A 17,697-nucleotide genomic window follows, 5' to 3' on the forward strand; every position below is an offset into this window, starting at 1 on the left:
TCGCCCGGTGTACTGGTCCGGCCAGGTTAGCTAGGGTTACGTCTCGTGTATCCCTTGGTATTCAAAGCGCTGTTTTCATGGATGGACGCGGAGCTGGCGCACAGCATCGGCTTTGCCGCCATCCGTATCCTCAATCGCATGCCGGTCACCAGCAAGCTGGTGCGGCGGTTCTGTTATCCAAAGCGCCACCACAGGGTGCGGGCCCTCGGCTTGGATTTTCCCTCTGCCTTCGGCCTGGCCGCCGGATTCGATAAGAACGCGGTCGGCGTCTGTGCACTCGGAAATCTGGGGTTCGGGGCCATCGAGGTCGGCACGGTCACGGGCCAGCCTCAGCCAGGGAACCCCAAGCCGCGACTCTTCCGGCTGGTAGCAGATCACGCCGTGATCAATCGGATGGGCTTCAACAACGCAGGTGCCGAAGCGGTCGCCGCCAATATCTCGGCCGCCCGCGAGCAGCTCGAGCATGTGCCCCGCGGGATTCGCCCGGTGATCGGCGTCAATATCGGCAAGACAAAGGCGGTGCCGATCGAGAACGCGGTCGACGACTACGTCAGAAGCACCGAACTACTCGCGCCGCTCGCCGACTATCTGGTGATCAATGTTTCCTCACCGAACACGCCCGGGCTTCGGGACCTGCAAACGGTTGAGGCGCTTCGGCCGCTGATCAGGGCTGTCCGCGAGGCCGCGGATCGCGTCGTGACGAACCCGGCCAGCTCGCTGGGACATGTTCCGTTGCTGGTGAAGATCGCGCCTGATTTGGCCGACGCCGACCTGTTGGCGATCGCCGACCTCGCCACCGAGCTTAAGCTGGACGGACTGATTGCCACGAATACGACTATCAGCAGGGACGGGCTACGCAGCGCACCGGCGCTCATCGAGAAGGCAGGAGCGGGCGGACTTTCCGGAGCCCCGGTCAGACAGCGTGCCCTGGAGGTGTTGAAGCTGCTCAAGGATCGGGCTGGAGATGACATGACCTTGGTCGCCGTCGGCGGCATCACCACCGCTCAGGATGCGATCGAGCGGTTGGACGCAGGAGCCGACCTCGTGCAGGGCTACACTGCGTTCCTCTACCAGGGTCCGTTCTGGGCGAACCGGGTCACTTCCGGCCTCGCCGCCAGCGCATTAGAGAGCTAGGGAATCAATGGCGGAAACAACGGAATATGTTTGGTCCTTTGCCGAGTCACAGGGCGCCTCGGACCAGGCAAAGCAGCTTTTGGCCCGGCAGCACGGCGAAACACCGGAATATGGGGCGCACATGGTAGCCGGCTTCCCGGCCCAGGCCGATGCCGAGGCCTGGATCGGTGAGAACTGGCGTCCGCTGGCGGCCAACGGAGTGCTCGCCGTCGAGTTACGGCACCGCGGCCAGCGACTGTACACGCTCACGCTTGAGGGAACCCGGCAGGCGGAGGCCTAGTCGTCTTTGAGCCTGCCGCGCTTGACCATCGGCTTGGGTAGGCGCAGCCGCCGGATCTGCAGGCTGCGCATGATGCCGTAGAACACGACGCCGCGCTCGACCTCTCCGGTGCCGAACTTCTTCTTCAGCCGGCTCTTGAGCGTGAAACCAATGATCGTGGCGTCCGCAATCACAAGCAGTACGACGACATACAGCGCCATCTGTGAATAGAAGCGGAACGCCGGCTCCTGAATGAATCCCAGCAGTAGCACGACGATCGCCATTGGCATGAAGAACTCGCCGACCGAGACCCTGGCGTCGACGACGTCACGAACGTAACGACGCTGCGGACCACGATCCCGGGCTGGCAGGTATCGCTCATCGCCGGACAGCATGGCTTCGCGCGCCTTGCCTCGCTGCTCGCGCTCCTGCTCACGGGAACGCCGGGCGGCCTCCTTACGGTCATTGGGAACCAGGGGACGCTTGCGCGCCGCTTCCTGATCCCTCCGCTTGGGAGTCGGCCGCCCCTTGCCGACGCCGGGGCCGGCAGGCTGATCTTCGGGGGCTGGCCCGGGAGCTTCTGGAGGAGTCTGTTTACGTCCGAACACCTCACAAGACTACCGTGTCAATATGACTGACTTCGCACAAAGCCTGCGTGACTCCGTAGCAGCCAACTTTGAATCAACTGTCGACGACCTTTCCGCTCTGGTGGCGATCCCGGGCATTGCCTGGGACGCCTTCGATGCCGCCGAAGTCGAGCGGTCTGCCAACGCGGTGGCAGAGCTCGTCCGTGACGTCGGATTCGCCGATGTGGAAATTCTGCGGGCTACGACGCCGGAGGGAACGCCCGGAGCCCCTGCCATCGTGGCGAGTCGGCCGGCGCCCGCCGGGCAGCCGACTGTTCTGTTGTACGCGCACCATGACGTGCAGCCGCCAGGTGACAGGAAGCTGTGGCTGACCGAGCCGTTTACCGCCGAGCGCCGCGAGACGCGGCTGTTCGGCCGCGGTGCAGCCGACGACAAGGCGGGGATCATGGCCCATCTCGCCGCCATCCGTGCGCTGGGCGATTCGCTCAACGTCGGGGTGACGCTGTTCTTCGAAGGCGAGGAGGAGGCAGGTAGTCCGAGCTTCCGGAACTTTCTCGAGACTTACCGCGCGAAGCTCGATGCAGATGTGATTGTGGTTGCTGATTCCTCCAACTGGGCGATCGGCGTGCCGGCGCTCACCTCGTCGCTGCGTGGCCTGGCCTCGCTTGACATCGAGCTCGCCACCCTGGATCACGCCGTGCACTCAGGGATGTACGGCGGCCCGATTCCCGATGCAGCCACGGCGATGTTCAGGCTGCTCGCCACTCTGCACGACGAGGCGGGAAATGTCGCGATCGACGGTCTCGCGACTGCTCCCAGGCCAGAACTCGACTACGACGAGGCGACATTCCGGAAGGACTCGGGCCTGCTCGACGGTGTCGAGCTGATCGGAACCGGATCGATCAGTGAGCGGCTGTGGGCCAAACCCGCGGTCGCGGTGATCGGACTAGACCTTCCGGATGTGGCTGTCGCCTCGAACACGATCCGGGAAAGCGTCAAGGCGAAGATCTCGGTGCGGCTCGCCCCGGGAGACGATCCGGAGTCCGCGCTGGAGGCGCTGAAGAAGCACCTGATCGAGAATGTGCCATTCGGCGCCAGGCTGGAGTTCGGTGCTGAGGAGGCCGGAAAACCGTGGTCGGCTAACCTCGACTCGCCCGCCGTGCAGATTGCCCACACTGCCCTCAGCGACGCCTTCGGAACCGAGTCAGTGAATATTGGCCTCGGCGGATCGATTCCGTTCATCGCTGACCTGCTTGAGGTGTTTCCCGCCGCAGAGATCCTGGTCACCGGGGTCGAGGACCCGGACTCCCGGGCACACAGCGCCAATGAATCGCTGCACCTGCCCGACTTCCAGAACGCCATCGTCGCGGAGGCGCTGCTGCTAGCCCGGCTGGGCGGCCAGGACTAACGATTTGGGCGGCAAAGGGCCTACTCTGGAAGAGATTCTTTTAGCGAAGCGTTATCCGTGTAGGAACACATAAGCACGTTGTACCCGCATTGATCTGCGGACGAGGAGGCATAAAGCGATGACAGTTGTCAACGAACCCGACGTCGCACAGCACGGTGTAGGCCTGAGCGCCGAGGCAGCATTGAAGGTAAGGAGCCTGCTTGAGCAGGAGGGCCGCGACGACTTGCGGCTGCGGGTCGCCGTCCAGCCCGGCGGATGCTCCGGCTTGATCTATCAGTTGTACTTCGACGAGCGCTTCCTCGATGGCGATGCTGTACGTAATTTCGATGGCGTCGAGGTCGTCGTCGACCGGATGAGTGTCCCGTACCTCGACGGTGCGACGATCGACTTTTCCGACACGATCGAAAAGCAGGGGTTCACCATCGATAACCCGAACGCCGGCGGTTCGTGTGCCTGCGGCGATTCGTTCCACTAGCCGCTAAGCCGGCTGCAGAAGACATACCAGAATGGATCCGCAGGATTTGCGGGCTGTCGGGGGAGACCTCGAGCCCCTGCGGGTCCTTTCTGCGTATCGGGCCGGGTTGTTCCCGATGGGCCTCGGCGACGACGGCGCGGAACCCATCGGCTGGTGGTCTCCGGAAGAACGCGGTGTGCTGTTCCCAGAACGCCTCGTCGTGTCCCGGTCACTGCGGAAGGCCCGGCGCCGTTTCGAGATCCGGGTGGACACTGCATTCGAAGCGGTAGTCAGCGCCTGCGCCGACAAGTCCCGTCCGGGTGCCTGGATCACCGACGACATCGTCGAGGCTTACACCAGCCTGCATCGGGCCGGCTGGGCGCACTCCATCGAGGCCTGGGACCAGGAAGGTTTGGCCGGTGGGCTCTACGGGATCGCCGTCGGCGGCCTCTTCGCCGGAGAGTCGATGTTCCATCACCGCACCGACGCATCGAAGGTGGCGCTGATGGGACTCGTCGAACTTCTGCAGGAAGATCCAGACCCGCGGCGAATCATCGACGTGCAGTGGAATACCAGTCATCTGGCGTCATTGGGAATCGAATCGATTTCGCGGGCCGAGTACCAGAACTTTCTGGCCGAGGCGCTGCGGGTAAGAAAACCGGCTCGAATCGCCAACATAGGTGACCCTTACACCGATTTCTACCGAACGTAGCGGTAGGGTTAGAACGACGAACTTGACGTATATGTTCCTTGTGCCGCGACGGACGCCCGTTCCGCTGCGACACGGACTTGAGAAAACCTGGGAAAGGCTGCGCGTGCGCTCTCAGTATCGATCCCCAGATCGGACCAAATGGTCTCGATCGAAGCAGTTGACTGTGGCGGCTGTGACCGCTGCGGTGCTGTTGACCTCCGGCTGCTCCATGGCGCAGTTCAAACGTGGTTACCTCCCCGAGGAGTCCGTTGGGGCGACCGACCACACCGACCGGATTATGACCCTGTGGAACGGCAGTTGGGCCGCCGGCCTGATCGTCGGCGTGATCACTTGGGCGCTCATTATCTGGTGTGTCGTCGTTTACCGCCGTCGTAAAGGCGAGACCGGCATGCCAGTGCAGTTGCGCTACAACATGCCGATCGAGACGTTCTACATCGTGGTACCGGTCCTGATGGTGATGGTCTTGTTCTTCTTCACGGTCCGCGACCAGGAGGCCATCCAGAAGCCGAATGATCCGACTGTGGTCATCGAGGCAGTTGGAAAACAGTGGGCGTGGGACTTCAACTACGTCACTGACAATGTCTACTACGCCGGAGTGCAGACCAACCTGGACGGCACGGAGGAGCCTGGCAAGAACAGCCCGGTCCTCTACCTGCCGGAAGGGGAGCGGATCGAAATGAAGCTTCGCTCACGCGATGTCATCCACTCATTCTGGATTCCGGCCTTCCTGCAGAAGCGCGACATGATTCCCGGCCGGGAATCCAGCATCTACTTCGAACCGCAGAAGGAGGGCACCTACGTCGGTAAGTGCGCCGAGCTTTGCGGCGAGTACCACTCCGAGATGCTCTTCAATGTAAAAGTCGTACCAAAGAGCGAGTACGACGCATACATTCAGAAACTGAAAGCTGAGGGTAACGTCGGTCAGCTCGGCCCAGAGTACGACCGCAACCCTGGACAAGAAGAGAAGGTCGGGTCATGACGACAACAGCTGGCCGCCCGATGACAGAAATGGCACCGGTCGTCCCAAGGAGCAAGGGCAAGGTCGTCGTCTCGTGGATCACCTCTACTGACCACAAGACGATCGGGTACCTGTACCTGATTACCTCGTTCGTGTTCTTCTGCTTCGGTGGCCTGATGGCCCTGCTGATCCGCGCGGAGCTTTTCGCGCCGGGCATGCAGATCCTGGAGACCAAAGAGCAGTACAACCAGATGTTCACGATGCACGGCACAATCATGCTGCTGATGTTCGCGACCCCGTTGTTCGCCGGCTTTGCCAATGTGGTGATGCCGTTGCAGATCGGTGCGCCGGATGTGGCGTTCCCGCGGCTGAACGCGTTTGCCTATTGGCTGTTCCTGTTTGGCAGCCTGATGGTACTCGGCGGCTTCCTGACGCCGCAGGGCGCCGCGTCGTTCGGCTGGTTCGCCTATTCGCCGCTGTCCAGCACGACGTATTCTCCTGGCGCCGGCGGTGACTTGTGGGTGTTCGGTCTGGCGTTGTCCGGCTTTGGAACCATCCTTGGTTCGGTCAACTTCATTACGACGATTATCTGCATGCGCGCCCCCGGCATGACGATGTTCCGGATGCCGATCTTCACCTGGAACACCCTGATCACGGCCGTGCTCGTCATGATGGCCTTCCCGCCGCTTGCCGCAGCTCTGCTCGCGCTTGGCGCCGATCGAAAGTTCGGTGCGCATATCTTCGACGCCGAGAACGGCGGTCCGGTTCTCTGGCAGCACCTGTTCTGGTTCTTCGGCCACCCTGAGGTCTACATCATCGCGCTGCCGTTCTTCGGCATCGTTTCCGAGATCTTCCCGGTGTTCAGCCGTAAGCCGATCTTCGGTTACAAGGGCCTGGTCTACGCCACCATCGCCATCGCTGCCCTGTCGGTGTCGGTGTGGGCGCACCACATGTACGTCACCGGTGCCGTGCTGCTGCCGTTCTTCGCCTTCATGACGATGCTGATTGCCGTTCCGACCGGATTGAAGATCTTCAACTGGATCGGGACGATGTGGCGAGGGTCGCTGACGTTCGAAACCCCGATGCTGTGGGCGATCGGGTTCCTGGTCACCTTCACCTTCGGCGGTATCACCGGCATCATTCTGTCCAGCCCGCCGCTGGATCTGCAGCTGTCTGACTCGTACTTCGTCGTGGCGCACTTCCACTACGTGGTGTTCGGAACCGTGGTGTTTGCGATGTTCGCCGGCTTCTACTTCTGGTGGCCGAAGTGGACCGGAAAGATGCTCGACGAGCGTCTTGGGAAGATCCACTTCTGGATGCTGTTCTTCGGCTTCCACGGCACATTCCTGGTCCAGCACTGGCTCGGCGTCGAGGGGATGCCTCGCCGCTACGCCGACTACCTGCCTCAGGACGGCTTCACCTGGATGAACGAGCTGTCAACGATTGGCTCATTCGTCCTGGGCGCCTCGCTGCTGCCGTTCTTCTGGAATGTCTTCCGCACCGCACGTAAGGCTCCGAAAGTCACGGTCGATGATCCGTGGGGCTTCGGCGGTTCGCTCGAATGGGCAACGTCCTGCCCGCCGCCACGACACAACTTCGTGACGATGCCGCGGATCCGCTCCGAGCGCCCGGCCTTCGACCAGAACCACCCTGAATTGACTGCGGCAGAACATCGCTCAACCGCACCGGTGGGCTCGAAATTACTTGGGCCGGCAGAAGTAGGAGATAACCAGTGAAATTCGAGACCTGGCTATTCCTCGGCGGAGTTGGCTTCTTCGCCCCGGTGGCCATCGTTTATTCGATCCTGACCGACTGGCAGGAGCCGGTCGGCGCGGCCGCACTGTTTCTGACAGCTGGCCTGGCCTTGCTGATCGGTGGCTACCTGTACCAGACCTCGCGCCGGATCGATAAGCGGCCGGAAGACAACCCGAACGCCCGGATCGAAGACGGCGATTCCGAGCTGGGATTCTTCAGCCCCTGGAGCTGGTGGCCGATCATCCTCGCCGGATCCGCGGCGATCATGTTCCTCGGCCTCGCTGTGGCCTACTGGATCATGGCGATCGGCGCATTCATCGGCATCGTTGCCATCGTTGGCTGGGTATATGAGTACTCGCGCGGAGACCACGCGCACTGAACCTCTAAGCGTTACGCTGGCCCGCAAGCAGTCAACCGACTGCCTGCGGGCCAGAGTCGTTTAGCGGGAGAACGGCTCGGTCGTCAACGGCGCGTTCCGCGTCGCCATGTCCGCCCGAGCACTCGAGACGCTTCCTGGTGCCGTTCCGCGGCGTAAGCTAGGGCAAACGCTGCTGAGAGAGCGATGTACGACGTCGACACCGGGCTTGCCACCGGCGCACAGGGCATCTACGGCCGTTGCTTCCGCGATGCGATTCATCCGCGCTGGTAAGGAAGGCAGCGCCGCCGTCACCAACCGCCGCGCGTCGGCGTATGTCCCTTTCGGGCATCGTCGGGCATTGCCATTTCGGCCCGCAAGCCTAGGAGCCGGATCGGACGGCCCGCCTCGATTCCGGCTGCGAGGTCCAAGGCCCGCACAAGTATGTCGTTCCGGTCGAATGTCTCGGGAATTTTCCTCGCGTGGGTCTTGGTGAAGAACGGTGCGTACCGGACCTTGAGGGTCAGCCCAACCACGGCCCGCCCTTCGGACACAACATCCTCAAGGACACGCGCTGTCAACTCCCTCACGGCGTCGTCCACCTGGGCAGGCTCGGTCAGGTCACGCTGGAAAGTGGTCTCCCGGCTATGCCCGCGGGCAACCCACGGGGTGTTGTCCACAACGCTGATGCCGTCCCCGCGTCCGAGCTCCGCGTACCAAGGACCCATCCTGGGGCCGAACTCCGGGACCAGGTCTTGGGGATCGGACGCGGCGAGCTCGGCGACTGTGTTGATGCCGAGTTTGGCCAACCGGCCCGACACTTTCGTTCCGACGCCCCACAGGTCCTTGGTGGGTCGATTGCCCATGACGTCGTGCCAGTTCCCGGAAGTGAGACGGAAGACGCCGGCTGGCTTGCCGAAACCGGTGGCGACCTTGGCTCGGATCAGGGTGTCGCCGATGCCCACGCTGCAATGCAGCTGCGTCCGCTCCAGGACAGCGGCCTGCACCTGCCGAGCATAGGCTTCCGGATTCTCTGTCTCAGTGCCTATAAAGGCTTCATCCCAACCCAGCACCTGAACTGTGGCGCCGGGCTGCGCGCGGAGGGTAGCCATCACCGTTTCAGACGCCGCGAGGTAAGCCTCCTGATCGACGGGCAGGATTACAGCGTCGGGCAATTTCCGGGCCGCAATGCGTAAGGGCATTCCGGAACCCACGCCGAAGGCCCTGGCTTCGTAGGATGCAGTCGACACCACAGCTCTTTCCGTGGGATCGCCCCGACCGCCGACAATGATCGGCTTGCCCGCGAGTTCCGGCCGCCGTAGCACTTCGACCGCCGCGATGAACTGGTCGAGATCGACGTGCAGCACCCACCGGATTCCGCTCACGCTACCAGTCTGCCTTAAGTTCCTGGCATACATCGGCTCTCAACCTAGCTTGGTCACAGAGCCCGCATCCTCCTGGGCCGAAGCCGCATGCCTACGGGGCCTGCGGTGAAGGTGTAACGGCCCAGCATGTTGACGTGTTCCTAAGACCAGTGGCGCCGGGCACCTACGTTCGCATGCCGCCCATGCAGTATCTCCGCCACTTGCGGCTGCAGCTCGCGGCCCGGTTGCTGGATCCCGGCACTGTCAGCGTCGGGCAGGTAGCCATCTCCGATGGATCGCACGCAGAAAATGCCTGTGGGCTGTCCGGACGAATCCGGACAGCCCACAGGCAAGGTAGCTGGAGACTAGCTTCGGTAGCTGGTGTCCTCGCGCCCGATGATCGCGCCGTGGAACTCCTCGTCATGGCCATGGCTAGCCTCGACGGCGTGTGCTTCCGCATCGCCGTGCGCATGGTGGCCAGCTGCGAGTTCAGCCGGAGTAACCGGAGCGACCCGGTCCTCGAAGAACAGCCGGGACAGCAGGGCGCGGCGCTTTTCGTTCTTAGTGACCACCCCGTCGCCATTTGGCTGGGCGGGGATGTGCTCCGGGGATTCGAAGCCGACGAGCGTCCAGCGGTCATGATCGCTGAGCGGTTCGTGCACCTCGATGAACTCACCGTGCGGCAACCGGACGATACGGCCGGACTCACGACCGTGCAATGCGATCTCGCGATCCTTACGCTGCAGGCCCAAGCAGATTCGCTTCGTCACCCAGAACGCGAAGACTGGTCCGGCGAAGAACAGGAACCGCAGGATGTACGTCACATCGTTCAAGGACAAATGCAGCTCCACGGCGATAACATCTCCGGCAGCGGCAGCCCACATAACGCAGTACCAGACGATGCCAGCGACGCCGATCCCGGTGCGGGTCGGAACGTTGCGTGGACGGTCCAGGATGTGGTGGTCCCGGTTGTCTTTGGTGATCCACCGTTCAATGAACGGGTAGGCGAACATCAGACCGAACAGGATTCCGGCCGAGCCCAATGCGGGCAGCAGCACGTTCAGTGAGATCGGGTACCCGAAGATGTAGAACTCGGCCCAGCCCGGCATCAGGCGAAGCGCACCGTCGAGGAACCCGATGTACCAGTCAGGCTGGGTTCCCGCAGACACCGGCGTGGGGTCGTAAGGTCCGTAGTTCCAGATCGGGTTGATCGTGAACGCGGCGCCCATGAAAGCGATGACGCCGAAGACCAGGAAGAAGAAACCGCCAGCCTTCGCCATGAAGACCGGAAGAACCGGCTCGCCGGAGACATTCTGCTCAGTCTTGCCTGGGCCGGGGTACTGGGTGTGCTTATGGATGACGACCATCATCAGGTGCAGCACCAGCATGAGCAGGATAAGCGCCGGCACCAGGAGAATATGCAGTGTGTACAGGCGGGACACGATGTCGGTACCAGGGAATTCGCCGCCGAAAAGGAAGAACGAAATGTAGGTTCCGATCAGCGGGATGGCCTTGATGATTCCGTCGATGATTCGCAGACCGTTACCGGAGAGCAGGTCATCGGGGAGCGAGTACCCGGTGAACCCGGCAGCCATGCCGAGGATCAACAGAACCGAACCGACGACCCAGTTGAGCTCGCGTGGCTTCCGGAACGCGCCGGTGAAGAATACCCGCAGCATGTGCACGGAAAGTGCGGCCATGAAGAGCAGGGCCGCCCAGTGGTGCATTTGCCGCATCAGCAGGCCGCCGCGGATCTCCATCGAGATCTCCAGGGTGGACGCGTACGCCTCCGACATCTCGATGCCGCGCAGCGGCGCGTACGGCCCCTCGTAGTGGGTTTCGCCCATCGCGGGAAGGAAGAAGAATGTCAGGAAGGTTCCGGTCAGCAGCAGCACGATGAAGCTGTACAGTGCGACTTCACCGAGCATGAAGGACCAGTGCTGCGGAAAGATCTTGCGACCGAACTCCCGCACCATTTTCGAGGCGCCCACGCGGGTCTCGGCGAAATTCGCCAACTGGCCGATCTTCGTCGTCGGCCCGGGATTACTTACTGTGCTCATTTTTGATTCAGCTCCCAGAAGCTAGCGCCGACGGGTTCGGGGAAGTCCGACTGAGCAACGAGGTACCCTTCAGAGTCTACCGTAATCGGCAGCTGCGGAAGTGGCCGTTTTGCCGGTCCGAAGATCACCTTGCAGTGTTCGGTGACGTCGAACGTCGACTGGTGGCACGGGCAGAGCAGATGGTGTGTCTGGTGCTCGTATAGCGCCACCGGGCAGCCGACGTGCGTGCAGATTTTCGAGTAGGCAACGATTCCGTTGTACGACCAGCTCTTCCGGTCTTCGTCTTCCTTGAGGTCGGACGGGTCAAGGCGCATCAGCAGAACGGCCGACTTGGCCTTTTCCTCAAGTGCGTGCTCGGCATCGTGCAGGTTTTCCGGGATGACGTGAAAAACAGAGCCGATGGTAACGTCCGAGGCCTTGATCAGGCCGGGGGACTCGGGAATACCGCCAGGGTCCTTGGCCAACCGGATGCCCTTGTCCCAGAGCGTCTCGTGCAGCTTGTTGCCGGGCAGCGGGCCCAGGTCGCGGAAGACCAGGACGGCCGGAAGCGGCATCAGCGCCATGGCGGCGATCAGGGTGTTCCTGATCAGAGGCCGGCGGGCAATGCCCGACTCTTCCTTACCCTGGTTGATGATCTCCAGCGCAACGGCCTGGTCTTCTTCTGAGCCATGGATGTCATGGCGTTCTTCGACGAACTCGTGGTCGGGCATCAGGTTCTTGGCCCAGAGCACCGCTGCGACGCCGATGGCGAAGAGCGAGATTCCCATCCCGAGGCCGAGCATCAGGTTCGATACCCGGATGCTGGACATCGACTCTTCGGGCGTGAACACGAAGTAGGACACGATGAAGAGAAGTGTGCCAAGCATCGAGACGACGAAGAGGCCGGCGATCTGCCGTTCCGATCGCTTGGCGGCGATCGGGTCGATGTCGGTCAGCCGATGGCCGTGTTCGGGGAAGCCCGGATTTTCGAACCGCTCTAGTTCGCCGTCGGTTGTCGCGAGAGAGCTATTGCCGCTTGGCGTTTGCTCATTCGAGGTCATGATCTTCCTCGTCTAGTCGAAGCTGCTGAATACATTGTTAATTGGTCCATCACTTCGCCCGCGCTGAAAGCCAGACGGTGATCGCGATAACCGCGCCCAGTCCGAAGACCCAGACGAAGAGGCCCTCAGATACCGGGCCGAGTGAACCAAGCTTGAAACCGCCTGGCGAGTCGTCTTCACTGACTGTCTGCAGGTAGGTGATGATGTCGCGCTTGTCTTCCGGCGTCAGGTTGGCATCGTTGAAGATCGGCATGTTCTGCGGTCCGGTCTGCATCGCCTCGTAGATGTGGGCTGCGGAAACGTCACTAAGATTCGGGGCGTACTTACCGCGGGTGAGGGCGCCTCCGGCACCGACCACGTTGTGGCACATCGCGCAGTTGGAGCGGAACAATGCTCCGCCCTCGGCCGCGTCGCCTTCCGCGGTATCCAGGAACTCGTCGTCCGGAATGGCCGGCCCCGGCGCGAGGGAGGCGACGTAGGCAGCGAGCTGCTTGGTCTGCTCATCGGTGAACTGGCCTGGCTTGACCGGTGCCTGTGGTCCCTGCATCTGCAGCGGCATCCGGCCGGTCCCGACCTGGAAGTCGACCGCGGCAGCGCCAACCCCGATCAGCGAAGGCCCGTTATCCGTTCCTTCTCCGCTCATGCCGTGGCAGGTGGCGCAGTTGGCGATGAAGAGCTTTTCGCCTTCATCGATCTGATCCGCGCTTGCGGTCTGGGCCTGAGCAGAACTGTCGTTGGTGAAGAGGGCGTAGGCCCCACCCGTCACCAAGAGTCCCAGCAGGAGAAGCACACCGATAGCCATCGGGTGCCTGCGTCTGGCCGCGAGTGCCTTCACTGGTTATTCCTCGTCTCGTGCGTTGGTACTAATGCTTAAATCTCTTACTTGATCAGGTAGATCACGATGAACAGCCCGATCCAGACGACGTCGACGAAGTGCCAGTAGTACGACACGACGATTGCCGAGGTTGCCTCGAAATGGCCGAAGTTCTTGGCTGCGAAACCGCGGCCGATTATCAACAGGAAGGCGACCAGGCCGCCGATGACGTGCAGGCCGTGGAATCCGGTCGTCAGGTAGAAAGCAGAACCGTAGGCGTGCGATGACAGGCTGACGCCTTCGCTGACGAGCGTCGCATACTCGTACACCTGACCGCCGATGAATGTCGCGCCAAGGATGAATGTCAGGACGAACCATTCGGTCATGCCCCATTTGACCGGGTTGAACACGGATCCCTGGCGGTGCACCTGGAACCGTTCGGCGGCGAAGACGCCGAACTGGCAGGTGAACGAGCTGGATACCAGGATCAACGTATTCACGGTCGAGAACGGGATGGCGAGCTTCGCGGCTTCCGTCGTCCACAGCTCGGGCACAACCGAGCGAAGTGTGAAGTACATGGCGAAGAGTCCAGCGAAGAACATGAGTTCGCTGGCCAGCCAGACGATGGTGCCGACGGAGACGGTATTGGGCCGATTCACCGTTGGGTGGGCAGGTGCTGAGTGAGGTGCAGTCGCTGTTGACACGCATTCATTATTACGGGTCTCGGACGGATATTCATCACCGACCCCGCGGTTGGGGTCGGTTTTTTCTACGTCGTGTAGCGAAAACCCCGAATTGCTGCGGTTCTCTGCCTTGGTCTTAGGATTACCTTAGTCGCTACGAATAAGGTAAACCTTACTGTTTCGCCCGCTCGCTGCACAAGGCTTACCGATAGCATTTAGCCGTCACAACCATCAGTGTTTTCGAGGAGATCAACGTGTCGCTCAGCTCATCAGTTCCCGGGACCGAACCCGCTGCCGGCGAACTGACCTGGCCGAAGATCCTCAGGCCGCTGCTCGCCGGGCAGGACCTCGATTCGGCACATGCCAGGTGGGCGATGGACCAGGTGATGGGCGGTGAGGCGAGCGACGCCCAGATCGCCGGCTTCCTGATCGCGCTGCGGGCCAAGGGCGAGACAGTCGAGGAATTGCACGGTCTGGTTGAGGCGATGCTGGATCATTCAGTGCCGCTGACCGGGCTGGAAGACAGCGTCGATATCGTCGGAACCGGCGGAGACGGTGCGAAGACGGTCAACATCTCGAGCACCGCTGCCATGATCGTTGCGGCCGCGGGTTACCGGGTAGTGAAACACGGTAACCGTGCCTCATCATCGGCATCCGGCTCGGCGGATGTGCTTGAAGTACTTGGGGTCAATCTGAACCTGACCGCGGAGCAGGTCGGGCAGCTGGCAGACCTGGCCGGGATCTCATTCTGTTTTGCGCAGGTATTCCACCCGGCTATGCGGTTTGCGGCGGCCGCCCGTCGCGAGCTGGGGGTGCCGACGGCATTCAACCTGCTTGGGCCACTGACGAATCCTGCCCGGGCGAAATCCTCCGCGATCGGAGTCGCCGACCTCCGAATGGCTCCGCTGATCGCCGGTGTGCTCGGCCGCGCCGGCATAGACGCGCTGGTCTTCCGCGGCGAGGACGGCCTGGACGAGCTGACAACCACAGCGCCAAGCGATGTCTGGGAAGTGCGGGCGGGCGAGGTTTCGCACAGTCATTTCGAACCGCTCGACCTCGGTATTCCGCGGGCCACGGTCGCCGACCTGCGTGGGGCCGCCGCGACGTTCAACGCGGATGTGACCCGGCGCGTGCTCGACGGTGAAGCGTCCCCGGTGCGCGATATCGTCCGGCTGAATGCGGCCGCCGCCATGGTTGCCGCCCGGCGGGACGACCTATCGAGCCCGCTGCCGGAACGGCTGGCTCGTGCCTATGGCGAGGCGGGGGAGCTGATCGACTCGGGCAAGGCGGCCAGGAAGCTCGAAGAGCTCGTGGCGAAGAGCCACAGCTTCCGCTGAGCTCAGTCTTCGAGTCCGATGTCGAACGCGGCCTCGAGGTCGTGCTTCGAGTAGGCCTTGAACGCGATATGCGTTGTCGTGGCGACAACCCCGGGCACCTTGGACATCTTGTCCGAGATGACGGTGGCCAACTGCTCGTGGGCGGACACCCGGACGAGTGCTATGAGGTCGTGATCGCCGGTGACTGAGTACACTTCGCTGACGCCGTCCACCTCGGCAAGCATGCTTGCCGTCTCCGGGATGTGGTCAACTGCGGTCGAGATCAGCACAATGGCGGTAATCATCTTCGGTTCCTCACTGCTCGTTTCGCTTAGCCACGGATAGTCGGGCCCGCGTACAACTATGCCGTTAGCCTAACCAGGGCGGAGTGTGCGGGGCTCACCGTGCAACGGAGAAGGCCGGAGACTTCCACCAGCCGAACTCCCTCTTCGGCCAGCCAGCGGGCGACCATGGTTGACTCAGCCGGCAAGGCAGCAGTCAAGGGCGCCGGGGGCCGTTCAACGGACTCTGCGGTGTGGGCCAGCGCGGCGAGTGCCGCACGCGGATTATCGCCGGGTCGGCAAACTGTTGTCCCGGCAAGCCGGCCATACCGGACCAGAACGATTTCCCAGCCGCCCGCCAGCCGACCCGAGCTGATTCTGCGCGCGGCAGCGATCTCGTCGCATTCAGCCAGCATCCGGGCCTCGTCCGTGCGCTGATATGAGCGCAGGAAGCCGATCAGGGCGTCCCGGGATTCGGCTGCCTCCTCGTACCGTTGCTGGGCGGCCAGCTTCGCGATTCTGCTGTGCAGCTGACCCTCGACGGTGCTGGTGCGTCCGGTCATTGCGGCCCGCACCTCGTCCACCACAGCGGAATACGCTGCGGTGTCCGTGATGCCCGCACAGGGCCCGCCGCATTTGCCGATCTCGGCGGCCGGGCATGGGAGGTGACCGGCGATCGTGCCAGCCGACAACGGCTTCCGGCAGCGGCGGAGGGCAAAGGTGTCCTGCAGGCTGATCACAACGGCCTCGGCCGTGCGCTGTGAGGAGAACGGGCCGAGGTAGGCGGCACCGTCTCCGGTGTCGTCGGAGACCTTGCGCACGATGGACAGCCGGGGAAAGTCTTCGACCGTGAGTTTCACCCAGGGGGCGCGCTCGGGCAGGCGGGACCGGCGGTTATAGGGCGGTTTGTGTTCTGCGATCAGCCGCAGTTCCCTGACCTGGGCCTCCAGAAGGGTTGAACACGAGATAGCGGTGACTTTCTCCGCGATGCCCACCATCTCCGACATCCTGGAGCGTCGCTCGGATGAGGTGAAGTAGTTCTTGACCCGGTTGCGAACGTTCCCGGAGGTGCCGATGTAGAGGATGCGACCGGCGCCGTCAGTGAAGAGATAGACCCCTGGGCCGGTCGGCAGGCCATCTGCGAGGTAGCTCTTCCGGCGCTGGGTGGCGGTGACCGTCGATGTGACCTGGCTGAGCTCTTCGAGGCTGGAGATGCCCTGCGAACCGAGGCGACCGATAATGCCGTGCAGGACATCGACAGTGGCCTTCGCGTCGGCAAGCGCGCGGTGATCGGGGACGGTCGACGCGCCGAAAAAACCGGCAAGCGTCGACAGTTTGTGATTTCGGACCTCATCCTTGCTGACCGTGGCGCGGGCCAGCTTCACGGTGTCTATTGCCTGGAAGTTGGGCCACGGAATCTCCAGTGCCTTTGCTGCCGCCTTGAGGAACCCGATGTCGAACGGAGCATTATGCGCCACCAGCACGGATCCCCGGGCGAACTCGAAAAACATCGGCAGAACCGTGGCGGTGGACGGTGCGTTTGCCACCATGGCATTCGAAATTCCGGTCAGCGCGGTGATGAACGGTGAGATTGGTTCGCCTTCGGGCTTCACCAGGCTCTGGAATTCGCCAAGTTGTTCGCCACCGCGTACCTTCACCGCGCCGATCTCGGTTATCGCATTGGCCGATGCCGCGGCGCCGGTGGTCTCGAGGTCGACGACCACGAACGTCACGTCGATCAGCGGGGTCCCCAGGTCGTCGATCGTCAACTGATCCAGGTGATAGCCGTCCGGCACGGCGCCGAAAGCAGCCGCTGCGTCTGACGCCGGGCTGTTCCCGGTCGGCAGGGTTCCGGCTCGATACCCGCTTCGCTGGCCGGCTCGGTGGCCGGGAAGGGCCTTCATTCGTTCCTGCATGAAATCAGCTTGCCAGCCGGCTCTGACAGTCGATGTCAGTGACGCACCCTAACGTGTGATTTGTCTTAGTCGATCTACCGCCATGAACTGCCAGAGTGTCCGGTGCCTCGCCGGAATCCGGAAGGAACGCTCCGGCCGACATCAGATAACCGCACGCGAAGGAAGGGTGAGCTGAAAATGATCATCGAGTGCAATCACACCGACAATGGTTTCGAACCTGGGGGTACCGGAGGCGCCGAGCACTGCGAAAGCTGCCTGGTGGCAGCTGTCCACAATCTGCCCGAACCACTGCTTGAGCAACCGGCCTATCGCCCCGACTGGATTCTCGATGCTCCGGCGACGTTCGACGCACGGGAACTGGACGCACTCGCCGTGCTCTCGGATGCCGGCCTGATCCCGCCGTATGTTTCGACGATTGATCACGCCGACGAGGCGGACTATCCGAGCGATGCCTGGCCGGTGACAGGCGCCAGCCGGCGCTGGAACGGCCGCGGGCAGATACGTCACGCCGGCTAGGCTGCCGTTCTTCGGCTGGCGCTTCGGCGACTGGTGCCGTTCTTCGGCTAGCGCTCTGGCAACTAGCGCCTCTTCGTCAACTGCG

At 62.5% G+C, this 17,697-nt stretch carries 18 protein-coding genes; 10 read left to right on the forward strand and 8 right to left on the reverse strand.

Annotation, left to right across the window (positions count from 1 at the left end; all coding sequences use genetic code 11):
- Positions 1–81: 81 nt before the first annotated feature.
- Both LWF01_RS06990 and LWF01_RS06995 read left to right on the forward strand, forming a co-directional pair.
- Complete coding sequence (locus LWF01_RS06990) at positions 82–1,134, forward strand: quinone-dependent dihydroorotate dehydrogenase (RefSeq protein WP_349640845.1); 1,053 nt, start codon at positions 82–84, stop codon at positions 1,132–1,134.
- A 7-nt stretch (positions 1,135–1,141) separates the two neighbouring features.
- Positions 1,142–1,414 carry a hypothetical protein gene (locus tag LWF01_RS06995; protein ID WP_349640316.1) on the forward strand — a complete coding sequence of 91 codons (273 nt, stop codon included), beginning with the start codon at positions 1,142–1,144 and terminating at the stop codon, positions 1,412–1,414.
- Here the strand turns inward: LWF01_RS06995 and LWF01_RS07000 are convergent.
- The gene (locus LWF01_RS07000; protein WP_349640317.1) at positions 1,411–2,001 is read right to left on the reverse strand and encodes a DUF3043 domain-containing protein; all 591 of its coding nucleotides are present in this window, start codon (positions 1,999–2,001) and stop codon (positions 1,411–1,413) included. The two genes, LWF01_RS06995 and LWF01_RS07000, sit on opposite strands and share 4 nt — an antisense overlap.
- Positions 2,002–2,023: 22 nt before the next feature.
- Between LWF01_RS07000 and LWF01_RS07005 the strand changes: the two genes are divergently transcribed.
- From LWF01_RS07005 to LWF01_RS07030, 6 genes are all read left to right on the forward strand, one after another.
- Positions 2,024–3,388 carry a dipeptidase gene (locus tag LWF01_RS07005; RefSeq protein WP_349640318.1) on the forward strand — a complete coding sequence of 455 codons (1,365 nt, stop codon included), beginning with the start codon at positions 2,024–2,026 and terminating at the stop codon, positions 3,386–3,388.
- A gap of 118 nt (positions 3,389–3,506) precedes the next feature.
- Positions 3,507–3,863, forward strand: a complete 357-nt coding sequence (locus LWF01_RS07010) for a HesB/IscA family protein (RefSeq protein WP_349640319.1) — start codon at positions 3,507–3,509, stop codon at positions 3,861–3,863.
- A gap of 31 nt (positions 3,864–3,894) precedes the next feature.
- Positions 3,895–4,554, forward strand: coding sequence for a leucyl/phenylalanyl-tRNA--protein transferase (aat, locus tag LWF01_RS07015; protein WP_349640320.1), 660 nt, complete (start codon positions 3,895–3,897; stop codon positions 4,552–4,554).
- Positions 4,555–4,717: 163 nt separating this feature from the next.
- Positions 4,718–5,533, forward strand: a complete 816-nt coding sequence (ctaC, locus tag LWF01_RS07020; RefSeq protein WP_432762002.1) for an aa3-type cytochrome oxidase subunit II — start codon at positions 4,718–4,720, stop codon at positions 5,531–5,533.
- Positions 5,530–7,248, forward strand: a complete 1,719-nt coding sequence (gene ctaD, locus LWF01_RS07025; protein ID WP_349640321.1) for an aa3-type cytochrome oxidase subunit I — start codon at positions 5,530–5,532, stop codon at positions 7,246–7,248. Before ctaC ends, ctaD begins: the two co-directional genes overlap by 4 nt.
- A complete protein-coding gene (locus tag LWF01_RS07030; protein ID WP_349640322.1) occupies positions 7,245–7,646 on the forward strand; it encodes a cytochrome c oxidase subunit 4 in 402 nt (133 codons plus the stop codon). The genes ctaD and LWF01_RS07030 overlap by 4 nt, the downstream gene beginning before the upstream one ends.
- Positions 7,647–7,933: 287 nt before the next feature.
- Here LWF01_RS07030 and LWF01_RS07035 read toward each other — a convergent pair whose 3' ends face one another.
- From LWF01_RS07035 to ctaE, 5 genes are all read right to left on the reverse strand, one after another.
- Positions 7,934–9,040, reverse strand: a complete 1,107-nt coding sequence (locus LWF01_RS07035; RefSeq protein WP_490384689.1) for a DNA polymerase IV — start codon at positions 9,038–9,040, stop codon at positions 7,934–7,936.
- Positions 9,041–9,351: 311 nt separating this feature from the next.
- Positions 9,352–11,046 (reverse strand): cytochrome bc1 complex cytochrome b subunit, encoded by a 1,695-nt coding sequence (gene qcrB, locus LWF01_RS07040; RefSeq protein WP_349640323.1) that lies wholly within the window; start codon positions 11,044–11,046, stop codon positions 9,352–9,354.
- Positions 11,043–12,086 (reverse strand): cytochrome bc1 complex Rieske iron-sulfur subunit, encoded by a 1,044-nt coding sequence (gene qcrA, locus LWF01_RS07045; protein WP_349640324.1) that lies wholly within the window; start codon positions 12,084–12,086, stop codon positions 11,043–11,045. Before qcrA ends, qcrB begins: the two co-directional genes overlap by 4 nt.
- A gap of 49 nt (positions 12,087–12,135) precedes the next feature.
- The gene (qcrC, locus tag LWF01_RS07050; RefSeq protein WP_349640325.1) at positions 12,136–12,921 is read right to left on the reverse strand and encodes a cytochrome bc1 complex diheme cytochrome c subunit; all 786 of its coding nucleotides are present in this window, start codon (positions 12,919–12,921) and stop codon (positions 12,136–12,138) included.
- A gap of 44 nt (positions 12,922–12,965) precedes the next feature.
- On the reverse strand, positions 12,966–13,604 hold the full coding sequence (ctaE, locus tag LWF01_RS07055; RefSeq protein WP_349640326.1) for an aa3-type cytochrome oxidase subunit III: 639 nt from the start codon (positions 13,602–13,604) through the stop codon (positions 12,966–12,968).
- A gap of 233 nt (positions 13,605–13,837) precedes the next feature.
- Here ctaE and trpD point away from each other — a divergent pair, with 233 nt between their 5' ends.
- A complete protein-coding gene (trpD, locus tag LWF01_RS07060; RefSeq protein WP_349640327.1) occupies positions 13,838–14,920 on the forward strand; it encodes an anthranilate phosphoribosyltransferase in 1,083 nt (360 codons plus the stop codon).
- Between the two features lie 2 nt (positions 14,921–14,922).
- On the opposite strand, the gene LWF01_RS07065 is transcribed toward trpD, so the two are convergent.
- Positions 14,923–15,204: an Lrp/AsnC family transcriptional regulator gene (locus LWF01_RS07065; protein WP_349640328.1), complete on the reverse strand. Its 282-nt coding sequence runs from the start codon at positions 15,202–15,204 to the stop codon at positions 14,923–14,925.
- A 56-nt stretch (positions 15,205–15,260) separates the two neighbouring features.
- On the reverse strand, positions 15,261–17,096 hold the full coding sequence (locus LWF01_RS07070) for a DEDD exonuclease domain-containing protein (RefSeq protein ID WP_349640329.1): 1,836 nt from the start codon (positions 17,094–17,096) through the stop codon (positions 15,261–15,263).
- Positions 17,097–17,273: 177 nt separating this feature from the next.
- On the opposite strand from LWF01_RS07070, the gene LWF01_RS07075 reads away from it, so the two are divergent.
- Entirely contained in the window at positions 17,274–17,612 is a 339-nt protein-coding gene (locus LWF01_RS07075; protein ID WP_349640330.1) for a hypothetical protein, read from the forward strand.
- Positions 17,613–17,697 lie beyond the last annotated feature (85 nt).

This window comes from Saxibacter everestensis, assembly GCF_025787225.1.
Taxonomy (GTDB): Bacteria; Actinomycetota; Actinomycetes; order Actinomycetales; family Brevibacteriaceae; genus Saxibacter; species Saxibacter everestensis.

Coding starts and splice junctions, on each gene's coding strand:
- LWF01_RS06990 (WP_349640845.1), top strand. CDS start 82: ATGGACGCGGAGCTGGCGCACAGCATCGGCTTTGCCGCCATCCGTATC.
- LWF01_RS06995 (WP_349640316.1), top strand. CDS start 1,142: ATGGCGGAAACAACGGAATATGTTTGGTCCTTTGCCGAGTCACAGGGC.
- LWF01_RS07005 (WP_349640318.1), top strand. CDS start 2,024: ATGACTGACTTCGCACAAAGCCTGCGTGACTCCGTAGCAGCCAACTTT.
- LWF01_RS07010 (WP_349640319.1), top strand. CDS start 3,507: ATGACAGTTGTCAACGAACCCGACGTCGCACAGCACGGTGTAGGCCTG.
- aat (WP_349640320.1), top strand. CDS start 3,895: ATGGATCCGCAGGATTTGCGGGCTGTCGGGGGAGACCTCGAGCCCCTG.
- ctaD (WP_349640321.1), top strand. CDS start 5,530: ATGACGACAACAGCTGGCCGCCCGATGACAGAAATGGCACCGGTCGTC.
- LWF01_RS07035 (WP_490384689.1), bottom strand. CDS start 9,040: ATGTATGCCAGGAACTTAAGGCAGACTGGTAGCGTGAGCGGAATCCGG.
- qcrB (WP_349640323.1), bottom strand. CDS start 11,046: ATGAGCACAGTAAGTAATCCCGGGCCGACGACGAAGATCGGCCAGTTG.
- qcrA (WP_349640324.1), bottom strand. CDS start 12,086: ATGACCTCGAATGAGCAAACGCCAAGCGGCAATAGCTCTCTCGCGACA.
- LWF01_RS07065 (WP_349640328.1), bottom strand. CDS start 15,204: ATGATTACCGCCATTGTGCTGATCTCGACCGCAGTTGACCACATCCCG.
- LWF01_RS07070 (WP_349640329.1), bottom strand. CDS start 17,096: ATGCAGGAACGAATGAAGGCCCTTCCCGGCCACCGAGCCGGCCAGCGA.
- LWF01_RS07075 (WP_349640330.1), top strand. CDS start 17,274: ATGATCATCGAGTGCAATCACACCGACAATGGTTTCGAACCTGGGGGT.